This is a genomic window from Pseudomonas sp. P20 (genome assembly GCF_016463925.1).
GTDB classification, from domain to species: Bacteria; Pseudomonadota; Gammaproteobacteria; order Pseudomonadales; family Pseudomonadaceae; genus Pseudomonas; species Pseudomonas aeruginosa.
Map to the genome: position 1 here is coordinate 129,061 of NZ_JAEMVM010000030.1, position 12,811 is coordinate 141,871.

11 protein-coding genes are annotated in these 12,811 nt (G+C 68.6%); 5 read left to right on the forward strand and 6 right to left on the reverse strand.

Annotated features, from left to right (window positions below):
- The first annotated feature begins 166 nt into the window (after nt 1–166).
- On the forward strand, nt 167–628 hold the full coding sequence (gene ivy, locus JHD77_RS28095) for a lysozyme inhibitor Ivy (RefSeq protein ID WP_003093002.1): 462 nt from the start codon (nt 167–169) through the stop codon (nt 626–628).
- Nucleotides 629–723: 95 nt separating this feature from the next.
- Here the strand turns inward: ivy and fecA are convergent, their stop codons facing one another.
- From fecA to mdrR1, 4 genes are all read right to left on the reverse strand, one after another.
- Complete coding sequence (fecA, locus tag JHD77_RS28100; protein ID WP_025271276.1) at nt 724–3,078, reverse strand: TonB-dependent Fe(3+) dicitrate receptor FecA; 2,355 nt, start codon at nt 3,076–3,078, stop codon at nt 724–726.
- A gap of 94 nt (nt 3,079–3,172) precedes the next feature.
- A complete protein-coding gene (locus JHD77_RS28105) occupies nt 3,173–4,126 on the reverse strand; it encodes a FecR domain-containing protein (RefSeq protein ID WP_003113764.1) in 954 nt (317 codons plus the stop codon).
- On the reverse strand, nt 4,123–4,632 hold the full coding sequence (locus JHD77_RS28110) for a sigma-70 family RNA polymerase sigma factor (RefSeq protein ID WP_003092999.1): 510 nt from the start codon (nt 4,630–4,632) through the stop codon (nt 4,123–4,125). The genes JHD77_RS28105 and JHD77_RS28110 overlap by 4 nt, the downstream gene beginning before the upstream one ends.
- Nucleotides 4,633–4,732: 100 nt before the next feature.
- Nucleotides 4,733–5,614 carry a transcriptional regulator MdrR1 gene (mdrR1, locus tag JHD77_RS28115; RefSeq protein WP_031634737.1) on the reverse strand — a complete coding sequence of 294 codons (882 nt, stop codon included), beginning with the start codon at nt 5,612–5,614 and terminating at the stop codon, nt 4,733–4,735.
- Nucleotides 5,615–5,739: 125 nt separating this feature from the next.
- Here mdrR1 and JHD77_RS28120 point away from each other — a divergent pair, with 125 nt between their 5' ends.
- Nucleotides 5,740–6,642, forward strand: a complete 903-nt coding sequence (locus tag JHD77_RS28120) for a DMT family transporter (RefSeq protein ID WP_003092997.1) — start codon at nt 5,740–5,742, stop codon at nt 6,640–6,642.
- Nucleotides 6,643–6,659: 17 nt separating this feature from the next.
- Here the strand turns inward: JHD77_RS28120 and JHD77_RS28125 are convergent, their stop codons facing one another.
- Both JHD77_RS28125 and JHD77_RS28130 read right to left on the reverse strand, forming a co-directional pair.
- Nucleotides 6,660–7,637, reverse strand: coding sequence for a 2-hydroxyacid dehydrogenase (locus tag JHD77_RS28125; protein WP_003119251.1), 978 nt, complete (start codon nt 7,635–7,637; stop codon nt 6,660–6,662).
- 94 nt (nt 7,638–7,731) lie between these two features.
- The gene (locus tag JHD77_RS28130) at nt 7,732–8,685 is read right to left on the reverse strand and encodes a LysR family transcriptional regulator (RefSeq protein ID WP_191519405.1); all 954 of its coding nucleotides are present in this window, start codon (nt 8,683–8,685) and stop codon (nt 7,732–7,734) included.
- Nucleotides 8,686–8,930: 245 nt separating this feature from the next.
- Between JHD77_RS28130 and JHD77_RS28135 the strand changes: the two genes are divergently transcribed.
- Genes JHD77_RS28135 through JHD77_RS28145 form a run of 3 tightly spaced genes read left to right on the forward strand, consistent with a single transcriptional unit; the run spans nt 8,931 to nt 12,803 of the window.
- Entirely contained in the window at nt 8,931–10,421 is a 1,491-nt protein-coding gene (locus JHD77_RS28135) for an efflux transporter outer membrane subunit (RefSeq protein WP_003143071.1), read from the forward strand.
- Entirely contained in the window at nt 10,418–12,613 is a 2,196-nt protein-coding gene (locus JHD77_RS28140; protein WP_003119252.1) for an FUSC family protein, read from the forward strand. The genes JHD77_RS28135 and JHD77_RS28140 overlap by 4 nt, the downstream gene beginning before the upstream one ends.
- Nucleotides 12,603–12,803: a DUF1656 domain-containing protein gene (locus tag JHD77_RS28145; protein ID WP_003082823.1), complete on the forward strand. Its 201-nt coding sequence runs from the start codon at nt 12,603–12,605 to the stop codon at nt 12,801–12,803. Before JHD77_RS28140 ends, JHD77_RS28145 begins: the two co-directional genes overlap by 11 nt.
- The last annotated feature ends 8 nt before the right edge of the window (nt 12,804–12,811 follow it).

The window sequence follows — 12,811 nt, forward strand, 5'->3', positions numbered from 1 at the left end:
GCGGGATTATAGCGGTAAAACGCGGCGCGTCGGGATGCCTGTCATCCGGCGATCGATGGAATTGCCGGTGGACAGCGAACTTGTCGCAGTCGTGCCGTTCCAAGCAGCCAGCGGCGGCCACCGCCGGATAGACTGCTTTCATTTCACCCGATCGAAGGAAATCACCATGAACGGAGTATCCAGACTGCTCTCCCTGGCGTTGCTGGGCGCGGCGCTGCACTGGGCGCCGGCGCAGGCCGAGGAGCAGCCGCGGCTGTTCGAACTGCTCGGCCAGCCCGGCTACAAGGCCACCTGGCATGCCATGTTCAAGGGCGAGAGCGACGTGCCGAAATGGGTTTCCGACGCCAGCGGCCCGAGTTCCCCGTCCACCAGCCTGAGCCTGGAGGGCCAGCCCTACGTCCTGGCCAACAGTTGCAAACCCCACGATTGCGGCAACAACCGCCTGCTGGTGGCGTTCCGCGGCGACAAGAGTGCCGCCTACGGGCTGCAGGTGAGCCTGCCGGACGAGCCCGCCGAAGTCATGCAGACGCCGAGCAAGTACGCCACCTATCGCTGGTACGGCGAACCCTCCAGGCAGGTCCGCGAGCTGCTGATGAAACAGTTGGAGAGCGATCCGAACTGGAAGTGACGCCGGGCCTGAGGGTAACCAGGCCCGGCGGCGGGGAGGGCGGATGATCGCTGGCGATCGTCCGCCGTTGCGCCATGCGCTCCCGCGGTCTTTCTTCAGAAACCGACCGAGGCCTGTACGTACAGGGTGCGCGGCTGGCCGACGTAGAGGCCCTTGTTGTTGTCGTCGAACGAGCGGGTGTAGTAGCGGCGATCGAACAGGTTCTTCACCCCCAGGCCGAGCTTGAGGTCGTTCAGTTGCGGGCCGAAGTCGTAGGTGCCGCGCGCGCTCCAGACCATCCAGCCGGCGATCCGCCCGGTGCTGCCGTCGGCGCTTTCGCTCTCGGTGTTGGCGTTGTCGGCGTACTGGCTGGTCTGGAAGCTGCCGTCGAGGTTGTAGCTCCAGGCGCCGGTGCGGTAGTTGGCGCCAAGGGTGCCCTTGTGCTTCGAGGAGAACGGCACCTGGTTGCCCTTGTTCGGCCCGTCTTCGCGAATGCTCGCGTCGACGTAGGCGTAGCTGGCATAGATGTCGAAGCCGGAGAGCAGCGGGTCGAGATCGGCCAGGTCGTAGGCGATCGCCGCCTCGATGCCCTTGTGCCGGGTCTTGCCGCGGGCGGTCACGCTGTCGGTCTGCTGGTTGCTCTCGTACTGGTTGTCGAAGTTGATCAGGAAGGCGCCCAGTTCGGCGCGCAGGATGCCGTCGTCGTAGCGGCTGCCGAGTTCCCAGGTGCGGGCCTTCTCCGGCTCGATGTCGCCGCTGCGCACCGCCTTGCCCATCTGGCTGTACTGCACGGTGCCGAACGAGCCCTCGGTGTTGGCGTAGAGGTTCCAGCTCGGCGTGAGGTGGTAGATCACGTTGAGCGCCGGCAGCGAGGCGTTGTAGCGGCCGCTGTCCTTGCTGTTCTTCAGCAGGTTCTTCTGTTCGGAATCGATCTTCTCGTAGCGGATGCCGGGGGTGATGGTCCAGTTGCCGATGTCGATGCGATCGTCGATGTAGAACGCGTTGGCTTCGGTGCTGCCGCGGGTGTCGCGGTCGTTGCGGCTGCCGGTGCTGGGTAGCTGGCCGCTGTCGGCGCGGGTCCAGTAGCGCAGCTCGTGGCTGGCTTCGTTGACGTAGCGGTGGCCGATGCCCACTTCGTGGCGACTTTCGCCCAGCTCGAAGCCCTGGCTGAAGCGGGTTTCCAGGCCTCGCACCCAGTATTCGCGCGGCGACAGGGTGAGGTTGCGGCCCTGGTCGAGGTAGCCGCTGCGCAGGGTCTTGGTGAAGAAGCCGGTGACGTTGAGCTTCTGGCTGGCGTTGGGGGTGTATTCGTAGCTGGCGCTGGCCAGGGTACGGCGGCCCCAGAACTTGTCGTAGGGACGGGTCGACTGGTACGGGTCGTCGCGGTAGGCCGCGGTGCCGAGGCCGCCGGGCATGTCGGCCTCGCCGTCGTAGTACTGGGTCATCGCCGAAAACGCGTGTTCGTCGCTGGGCTGGAAGCGGCCCTTGAGGATCAGGTCGTCGATTCGCGTATCGCTGTGCTCGCGCCAATCGCCGCCGCGGGTGCCGGAGTAGAGCAGGGCGCCGCCGAGGCCGTTGGCGCCGGTGCCGCCGATCAGCACGTTGTGGGTGGTCTTCAGGCCGTCCTGGCTGGAGCTGGGGCTGAGTTCGCTGTGCACGTCGAGCTTGGTGGCGAAGTCCTCGGGGATCGCCCGGGTCACGAAGTTGACGATGCCGCCGACGTTTTGCGGCCCGTAGCGCACCGCGCCGCCGCCGCGGACCACGTCCACCGCGTCCATGTTGCCGATGGACACCGGCGCCAGCGACAACTGTGGCTGGCCGTAGGGGGCGAAGGGCACCGGTATGCCGTCCATCAGCACCGTCGAGCGCGACGCCAGGCGCGGGTTGAGGCCGCGAATGCCGAAGTTCAATGCCAGGTCGTGGCTGCCGGTGCCGTTGTTGAGCGGCGCGCTGACCCCGGGAATGCGCTCCAGCACTTCGCGGGTGCTGGACGCGCCTTGGGCCTGGAACTGCTCGCGGCGGACCACGTCGCGCGCACCGGGATGCTCGAAGACGTCGGCGGCGCTGGCGTCGGCCAGCCAGTCGCCGACCACGGTGAGCGCCTGCAGGTTGGCCGGGTCTTCCACCGGCAGCGCTTCCAGGGTGTAGGCGCCGTCGCCGCGGGCGCGCGCCTCCAGGCCGGAGCCGGCGAGCAGGGCGGCCAGGGCTTCCTCCAGGGTGTACTCGCCGTCCAGCGCCTGGCTGCGTCGCGCGGCGGTCTGTTCCGGGCTGAAGGCGATCAGCACGCCGGCCTGGCGGCCTAGGTGGTTCAACGCCTGCTCCAGCGGCTCGGCAGGCAGGCGGTAGTACTGGCGGGCATCGGTGCGGATCTCGGCGGCGCAGGCGCTGCCGGCGGAAACCAGGACGGGACCGCCGAGGCAGGCGAGGAGCAGGGCGCGGCTGAGCGGCGACAGGGCGCGTGACGGGGACATGAGGGACACTCCAGTGGATCTTTCGAGGTTGGCTTTCCTCCTCTGTCACGCGAGGTGGGGAAAAAGGCTCAGGTGCGCGGAAATATCTTTCCGCTCATTCGCGCGGGTGCACGCCGACCCAGTAGCGGGTGACGCGCCGTACCTCCACGGGCAGCACCGCCGGCAGGGTGGCGAGGATCCGCTCGCTATCGTCCAGCGGATAGCTGCCGGAAATCCGCAGGCCGCCGATGCGCGGGTCGCAGCCCAGCCGGCCGGGGCGGTAGCGCGCGACTTCGGCGAGGAATTCGTCCAGGCGCATGCCGGCGGCCACCAGCATGCCGTCGGTCCAGGCGCCGCTGCCGACCGGCAGCGGCTGCGGAGCGCCGAGTCGCTCGCGGTCGAAGTCCAGTTGCCGGCCGCTGGGCAACAGCAGGCCCTGGCCGGCGCGGTTCTCCACCTGTACCGCGCCTTCGTGGACGGCGACGCGGGTGCGTCCGGCGAACTGGCGCACGTCGAACCGGGTGCCCACCGGTCGCAGCCGGCCTTCCGCGCTGTACACGTGCAGCGGGCGCGGGTCGTGGCCGGTGCTGAGCTGGATTTCCCCGCGCAGCAGGAGCAGGCGCCGTTCGCCGGCATCGAAGCGGACATCCACCGCCGTGTCGCTGTTCAGCTCGAGGCGACTGCCGTCGGCCAGGGCCAGGCGCCGGCGTTCGCCGACGCCGGTGGCATAGTCGGCGCTCCAGCGCTGCAGGCTGCCGCTCTCGCGCAGGCCCCAGGCGCTGCCGCCGGCGGCCAGGACCAGCAGCAGGGTCTTCAGCGCGCGCCGGCGTTGCGGCGAATGCGGTGCGTTGATGGCGGCCAGGGCCAGTGGCGTGCCTATCCCGGCCAGGCGCTGGTTGACCGCCTCGATGTGGCGCCAGGCCTGCTCGTGTTCCGGGGCCGCCTGGCGCCAGCGCTGCCAGGCCTGGCGCAGGCGTTCGTCGTCGGCGCCGCCCTGCAGCTCGACCAGCCAGCGCACGGCCTGTTCAGCCACCTGCGGCGGCACCTTGGGTGCGGCGGGCAGGCTCATGGCAGCTCGGCGAAGTAGCAGCGTTGCGCAGCCTTGAGCATGTAGCGCTTGACGCTGCTCAGGGAGATGCCCAGCTGCGTGGCGATCTCGGCGTAGCCCAGGCCGTCGAGTTGGGCCAGCAGGAAGGTCTCCTTGGCCAGCGGCGGCAGACCGTCGAGCAGACGGTCCAGCTCGACCAGGGTCTCCAGGACGATGGCGCGGGTCTCTTCGCTGGGGACTTCCCGCTCGGGCAGGCTGGCCAGGGCTTCCAGGTAGGCGCGCTCGACGTCCTGGCGGCGGTAGTGGTTGCACAGCACGCGGCGGGCGATGGTGGTGAGGAAGGCGCGCGGTTCGTCGATGCGCGCGGCCTGGCGCGAAACCAGGACCTTGACGAAGGTGTCCTGGGCCAGGTCGGCGGCGTTCTGCGGGCAGCCGAGGCGGCGCCGCAGCCAGCCCGTGAGCCAGTGGTGGTGGTCGCTGTAGAGGGTATGCAACGCGGCCGCATGGGCGAGGTCGGCGCTCGACACCTGGACATTCCCGGAGCAGAAGGATTAACGAATGATAATAGTTATCATTTTATGCTGCGGGAATGCCTGCCTACAACCGCAGGCTGTCGGCGCCTGGCTTTCAGGAGGCTTTCAGGGCGGCGCGGTACTGCCCCGGGGTGGCGCCATGGGCTTCGCGGAAGCGCCGGTTGAAATGGCTCGGACTGGCGAAGCCGCAGGCCAGCGAGACCTCCTGGAGCGGCTGCGCGGAGTACGCCAGCAGGTCGCGGGCCCGCGCCAGGCGTCGTTCCAGCACGTAGCGGTGCGGCGGCAGGCCGAAGGATACGCGGAACATGCGCGCGAAGTGGTACTCGGAGAGCGCCGCCAGCTCCGCCAGCGACCCCAGTTCCAGCGGCTGCTCCAGGTGGCTTTCGATGTAGTCGGCCAGGCGCCGCCGCACGTGCGCGGCCAGCCCGCCCTGCCAGCGTACGTCGGTACGCCTGCCGCACCCGGTGAGCAGCAGGTGGTCCACCGCCTGGTGGGCGAGGCTGGTGCATAGCAGGCGCTCGCCGGGTTCGTTCCAGTCCTGTCGTTCCAGGGTCCGGCACAGGGCGGCCAGCGGCTCGTCCTGGATGTAGGTGCGCTCCTCCAGTTGCAGGCTGCGTGGTTCGCAATCGAGGGTGCGTACCGCCGCGCCGGCCAGGCGTTCCGGGCTGATGTACAGGTGCATGAAGCCCAGGCCGCGTGTCACCGCCCAGTCGGAGTGGTGTTCGGCCGGCATCACGCAGAAGCGGTCGGGGCCGCCATAGAGCCCGGGACGATCGCGGCGGAAGGTCTGCCAGCCGCCCTGCAGGTAGAGCGACAGGGTGTGATGGCCGGGGTCGCTGTAGCCGAGGATCTCCGCTTCGTCGCGGTACCAATGGGCGAGCGCCAGGCCGTCGCTGAGCGTGCTGCTGCGCAGCAGGCGCGCATTGGAGGTCCGGTCGAGGGTGCGGAATACCTGGAAATCACTGGGTTGGTGCATGCCGGCCATGCTACCCGCGCCCGGACGCTGCCGCGAGAGGCGGCGGATGAAAAGCGCAAGAATGGACAATGGTCGCGCCCGGCCTCGCCCGCAGACTGACGGCATCCTGTCGTTGCGGAGTCGCCATGAATCTTTCGCTGTACCTGCTCACCGTGCTCATCTGGGGCACCACCTGGATCGCCATCAAGCTGCAGATGGGCCCGGTGGCGATCACCCTGTCGATCGCCTACCGCTTCGCCCTGGCGGCGCTGGTGCTGTTCGCCGTGCTGCTGCTCGGCCGCCGCCTGCAAAGGCTGGACGCACGGGGCCAACGCCTGTGCATGGCCCAGGGCGTATGCCTGTTCTGCCTGAATTTCATCTGCTTCTATACCGCCAGCCAGTGGATTCCCAGCGGCCTGGTGGCCGTGGTGTTCTCCACCGCCACCCTGTGGAATGCGCTGAACGCCCGCCTGTGGTTCGGCCAGCGCATCGCGTCGAACGTGATGGCCGGTGGCGGTCTCGGCCTGCTCGGCCTGGGGCTGCTGTTCTGGCCGGAATTGGTGGGTCACCAGGCCACCCCGGAAACCTTCTACGGCCTCGGCCTGGCCCTGCTAGGCACGCTGTGCTTCTCCACCGGCAACATGCTTTCCAGCCTGCAACAGAAGGCCGGCATCCGCCCGCTCACCGGCAATGCCTGGAGCATGCTCTACGGCACCCTGATCCTCCTGGCGCTGTGCCTGTTCCAGGGCGTGCCGCTGAATTTCGACTGGAGCGCGCGCTACGTCGGCTCGCTGCTGTACCTGGCGATCCCCGGCTCGGTGATCGGCTTCACCGCCTACCTGACCCTGGTCGGGCGCATGGGCCCGGATCGCGCCGCCTACTGCACCGTGCTGTTCCCGGTGGTGGCGCTGAACATCTCGGCCTTCGCCGAGGGCTACCGCTGGACCGCACCGGCGCTGGCCGGGCTGGTCCTGGTGATGCTCGGCAACGTCTTGGTGTTCCGCAAGCCGAAGGCGCCGGCGCTGGCCGGGCCGGCGCGCTCGACCTAGCGGAGAGGGAGGCGCGCTCAGCCGCGTCGCCACACCTGCGGATTGACCAGGTCCAGCGGCCGCTCGCCGCGCAAGGCCGCCTCGAAGTTCTGCAGCGCCCGCTCGGCCATGGCCCGGCGGGTCTCGTGGGTGGCCGAGCCGATGTGCGGCAGGGTCACCACGTTGTCCAGGGCGAACAGCGGCGATTCGGCCAGCGGTTCCTTCTCGTAGACATCCAGGCCGGCGCCGAGGATGCGCTTCTCCCGCAGGGCGGCGACCAGCGCGGCCTCATCGACCACCTGGCCGCGGGCGACGTTGACCAGTATCGCCGAGGGTTTCATCAGGCCCAGTTCGCGCGCACCGATCAACTGCCGGGTCTGCGCTCCCAGCGGCACCACCACGCAGACGAAGTCGGCCTCGCCGAGCAGTTCGTCGAAGCCGAGGAAGCGCGCGCCGAGTTCCTGTTCCAGTTCCGGCTTGCGGTTGTTGCCGTGGTAGAGCACCTGCATGCCGAAGCCGAAACGGCCGCGCCGGGCGATGGCCGCGCCGATCCGGCCGAGGCCGAGGATGCCGAGTTTCTTGCCATGCACGTCGGTGCCGAACTGCGGGGCGTCGACGGTGCGCTTCCAGTTCCCGGCCTTGACCCAGGCGTCCAGCTCGGCGACCCGTCGCGCGGCGCTGATCAGCAGGGCGAAGCCGAGGTCGGCGGTGGTCTCGGTGAGGACGTCGGGCGTGTTGGTGAGAGCGATGCCGCGGCGGTTCAGGTAGTCCAGGTCATAGTTGTCGTAGCCGACCGAGACGCTGGAGATGACTTCCAGCTGCATCGCCTGTTCCAGTTGCCTGGCGCCGAGCGGCCGGCCGACGCCGATCATGCCGTGGGTATCGGGCAGGGCGGCGGCGTACTGGGCGTCGATGTCGCCCTGTTTCGGTTCGAGCACGCGGACGTTGAACTGGCATTGCAGGCGTTCGAGATGCTCGGGGGCGAGGCGACTGAAGACGAAGACGTTCTTTTTCATGACGGGACTCTGCAAGCGGGAGCGAAAGCGCCGACCATACCACCGCCATCGAAGCGGCGGGCAGGGGCCCGCCACTGGGCGGGCGATTATCGGCTCAGGAGGGTCTTCCGAGTTCCAGGCCCAGCTCCACCAGCGCCGCTTCGTCGCGCTGGAGCAGGCGGGGCAGGCTTTCCTTGAGGTATTCCACCCAGGTCTTGATCTTCGCGTCGAGATACTGCCGCGAAGGGTACAGCGCATAGACGTTGAGCTGTTGCAGGCGGTGTTGCGGCAGGACCCGCACCAGGGTGCCCTTGCCCAGGTCCTCGATGGCCGAATACACCGGCAGGATGCCGATGCCCAGCCCGGAGCGGATTGCCTCGGTCATGGCGTCGCCGACATTGACCTGGAACGGCGAGGCGCCGATGGAGACCATTTCCTGGCCGTTGGGACCGTCGAACAGCCAGCGATCCAGCGGCACCACCGGGCTGACCAGGCGCAGGCAGTCGTGGCTGGCCAGCTCCGAAGGCTCGCTCGGCGTGCCGTTCAGGCGCAGGTACTCCGGCGAGGCGCAAAGAATGCTGTAGGTCTCGCCGATGCGCTGGGAAATGAAGCCGGAATCGGGCAGCTCGGAGGCCACCACGATGGCCACGTCGAAGCCCTCGTCGAGCAGGTTCGGCACGCGGTTGGCCATGGTCAGGTCGAAGGTCACGTCGCGGTACTGCTGGCGGTAGCCGGCGATGGCGCGGATCACGTAGTGCTGGCCGATGCCGGTCATCGAATGCAGCTTCAGCTTGCCGGCGGGTCGGGCATGGGCGTCGCTGGCTTCGGCCTCGGCTTCCTCGACGTAGGCGAGGATCTGCTCGCAGCGCAGCAGGTAGCGCTGGCCGGCCTCGGTGAGGGCGATGCGACGAGTGGTACGGTTGAGCAGGCGGGTGCGCAGGTGCGTCTCGAGGTTGGCCACCGCCCGCGAAACATAGGCGGTGGTGGTGTTGAGCTGCTGGGACGCCGCGGTGAAGCTTCCGGTTTCCGCCACGCAGACGAAGGCTCGCATGTTTTGCAGGGTGTCCATCGACGGGGCCTCCTAGGCACGCGCAGAAGTGTGTCAGATTGTTGCGAGGGCGGATTATTTCACATTACGCAATAAACAATCGCACTTGAGCCAGCTTATCAGCAGCCGCCAGCCTCTTAAAATTCATCGGCCCCCGAGCGCACGAACGCTCGAGCGGGTTGAACGGCGCCCGTACCGTTCAAATTCCGTGCTTCGCCCCTCCAGGATCAGACAACGTGCCGCGTGCTCTCAGGAAGGAACTGACCTTGGTCGGCTCCTTCGTCGGTTTTCTCGTCGTTTTCTCCGCAATATCCGGTTGTGTCAGTACAGGCGATATCGCCCCCGAGGCCGCCACGCTCGACGCCAACGCCCTGGCCACCGACCATGCGATCCAGGCTGCCGCCCGCGAGGCCGGCTGGCCGCAGGCGCAGTGGTGGAAGGTGTATGCCGATCCGCAGCTGGACGCCTGGATCGAGAAGGCGCTGGACGGCAATCCAGGCCTGGCGGTAGCCCATGCGCGGGTACGCCAGGCGAAGTCCATGGCCGGGCTGGTGGAGTCCATCGAGTCGCCGCAGATCGAGGGCAAGGGCTCGCTGGTCCGCCACCGCTGGCCGGACGACTATTTCTACGGCCCCGGCGACCTGGCGCGGACCACTTCCTGGAACAACTCCACCGAGATCGGCCTGAACTACAAGCTCGATCTCTGGGGGCGCGACCGCAGCGACAGCGAGCGCGCCGTCGACCTGGCCCACATGGCCGCCGCCGAGGCGCGCCAGGCGCAGCTCGAGCTGGAGGGCAACATCGTCCGCGCCTACGTCCAGCTCTCGTTGCAGTACGCCGAGATGGACATCGCCAAGGCCATGCTGCAACAGCAGCGCGACATCCTCGCCCTGGCCCAGCGTCGCCTGCGCGGCGGCATCGGCACGCATTTCGAGGTCAGCCAGGCGGAAGTGCCGCTGCCCGAGACCGAGCGCCGCATCGAGGTGATCGACGAAGAAATCCAGCTCACCCGCAACCTGCTCGCCGCCCTGGCCGGCAAGGGCCCGGGCGAAGGCCGCACGATCCGCCGGCCAAGCCTGAACCTGGCGGCGCAGCCGAGCCTGCCCAGCGCCTTGCCGGCCGAACTGCTCGGTCGCCGCCCGGATGTGGTCGCCCGCCGCTGGCAGGTCGCCGCCCTGGCCAAGGGCGTGGACGTGGCGCGCGCCGACTTCTACCCCAACGTCGACCTGATGGCCTCGGTCGGCTTCAGTGCCGTCGGCGGCGGCATGCTGGAGTTCTTCCGCAGCGCCAAGTACACCTACAGCGCCGGCCCGGCGGTGACCCTGCCGATCTTCGACGGCGGCCGCCTGCGTTCGCAGTTGGGCGAGGCGGCGGCCGGCTACGACGCGGCGGTGGAGCAATACAACCAGACCCTGGTGGATGCGCTGAAGAACATTTCCGACCAGTTGATCCGCCTGCATTCGGTGGACATCCAGAAGGACTTCGCCGCGCAATCGGTGGCTTCCGCGCAGAAGACCTACGATATCGCCACCCTGGCCTACCAGCGCGGCCTCACCGATTACCTCAACGTGCTCAACGCGCAGACCCGGCTGTTCCAGCAGCAACTGGTCCAGGAGCAGGTGCAGGCCGCCCGGCTGGCCGCCCATGCCAGCCTGCTCACCGCCCTCGGCGGCGGCGTCGGGGCCGGCGCCGATACGCCGGTGCAGCGGAAGCTGGCGCCGGAGAACGTCCCGGTCAGAGCGGTGTCTTCGCGATGAGCGGCCGCTCCGCTGGTTTCGCCCTGCCCAGCCGCGACGAGTGGCGGCGCGCGCTGGCCGAGTGGGCGCGCAGCGACGGGGCGACCTGGATCTACGTGTTCAAGGTGCTCTGCGCGGCCTTCCTGACCCTCTGGCTGGCGATGCGCCTGGAATTGCCGCAGCCGAGCACGGCGACCATCACCGTGTTCATCGTCATGCAGCCGCAGAGCGGCCAGGTGTTCGCCAAGAGCTTCTACCGCATCCTCGGCACCCTGGTCGGCCTCAGCGTGATGGTCACCCTGATCGCCCTGTTCGCCCAGGAGCGAGTGCTGTTCCTGCTCAGCTCGGCGATCTGGATCGGCCTCTGCACCGCCGGGGCCGCCCGCTACCGTGACTTCCGCTCCTACGCCTGCGTGCTCGCCGGCTACACCGCGACGCTGATCGGCATCCCCGCCACCAGCCATCCGGAAGGCGCCTTCATGCAGGCGATCTGGCGGGTCCTGGAAATCAGCCTGGCGATCCTCTGCTCGGGGGTGGTCAGCGCGGTGATCATGCCGCAGACCACCAGCGCGGCGATGCGCAATGCGCTGTACGTGCGCTTCGGCCTGTTCGCCGCGTTCGTCCTCGACAGCCTGCGCGGGGTCGGCGGGCGCGAGCGCTTCGAAAGCAGCAACGTGGCCTTCGCCGCCCAGGCCGTGGGCCTGGAGACGATGCGCGCGGCGAGCGCCTTCGAGGATCCGCACATGCGCCTGCGCAATGGCCGGCTGATTCGCCTGAGCAGCGAGTTCATGGCCATGAATACCCGTTTCCACGCCCTCCACCAGTTGCTCGAACGCTTGCGCGCGCAGGGCTCCACCCAGGTGCTGGATGCGTTCGAGCCGTGCCTGGAGGAAATCACCGGGCTGCTCGAGGAGATCCGTGGCCGCGCCGTCACCGACCATGACGCCGAGCGCTTCGCCCAGCGCCTCGCCGACTGCCGCGAACGCCTGATGGCGCGTATCCGCCAGGCGCGCGGCGAGCTGCTGGCGCGGGAGCCGGGCGAAGAGGCGCGGCTGGACTTCAATACCGCCGCCGAGCTGCTCTACCGTTTCGCCGAGGAAATGCACGACTACGCCCTGACCCATGCCTCGCTGGCCGCCCACCGCCACGAGCGCGAGCAGTGGAAGGACGCCTTCACCGCCAAGGCCAACGCGGTGGCGGCGGCAGTGGCGGGGATGCGCACCGGGTTGATGATCCTGCTGTTCGGCTGTTTCTGGATTTACAGCACCTGGCCCAGCGGCGGCACCTTCGCCCTCAACGCGGTGGCGGTCTCGGCGCTGGCCTCGGCGGCGCCGAACCCGAAGAAGGTCGCCATGCAGATGGCCATCGGCACCATGGCGGCGGCGCTGCTCGGCTTCAGCGAGATGTTCTTCGTCTACCCGCATATCGACGGTTTCCCGCTGCTATGCCTGGTACTGGCGCCGGTGTTCGCCCTCGGCGCGTTCATCTCCTCGCGGCCGCAGTGGGCCGGCTACGGTCTCGGCCTGCTGGTGTTCTTCTGCTTCGGTTCGGTGCCGGCGAACCTGACCGTCTACGACCCGGCCCACGTGATCAACGAGTACATCGCCCTGATCCTCTCGATGCTGCTCTCGGCCGCGGCCGCCGCGGTCATTCTGCCGCCCAACAGCGCCTGGCTGTGGAAGCGCCTCGAGCGCGACCTGCGGATGCGCGTGGTGTTCGCCATCAGCGGCAGGAGCAGGGGGCTTGGCTCGGCCTTCGAAAGCGGTACCCGCGACCTGCTGAACCAGGCCTATGGCGTCGCCGCCGGGCGCCCGGACGTGCAGCGCGGGCTGCTGCGCTGGATGTTCCTGGTGCTCGAGGTCGGCCACGCGATCATCGAGCTGCGTCGCGAGCAGGAGCGCCTGCCGGACGAACCCTGCTACGCCGAGGCCATGCCCTGGCGCCAGGCGATCCGCGCCATGGGGCGGGCCCTGATCCGGCTGTTCGTGCGCCCCGGTGCGGAGAACCTGGAGCGCGCCCTGGCGGCTGTCGACCAGGCCATCCACGCGGCCAGGCACACCGACGAACCCTGCGCGCCGCACTTCGACAGCTCGCCGCTACGGCGGGTGCGCAGCTACCTGCACTTCATCCGTTCTTCCCTGCTCGCGCCGACCTCGCCACTGACCGAACTGGCCGGCCGGACGAGCGGCCAAGGTACCGTCCATGCCTCGTGAAATCGCCATCCATGGGGTCTACATGCCGACCCTGACGCTGTTGTTCGTGATCGCCGCGGCGCTCACCTGGGGGCTCGACCGGATCTTCGCCTCGGTTGGCCTGTATCGCTTCACCTGGCACCCGGCGCTGTTCCGGGTCAGCCTGTTCGCCTGCCTGTACGGCGGCCTGTCCCTGACCATCTACCGCTGAGGCGGTAG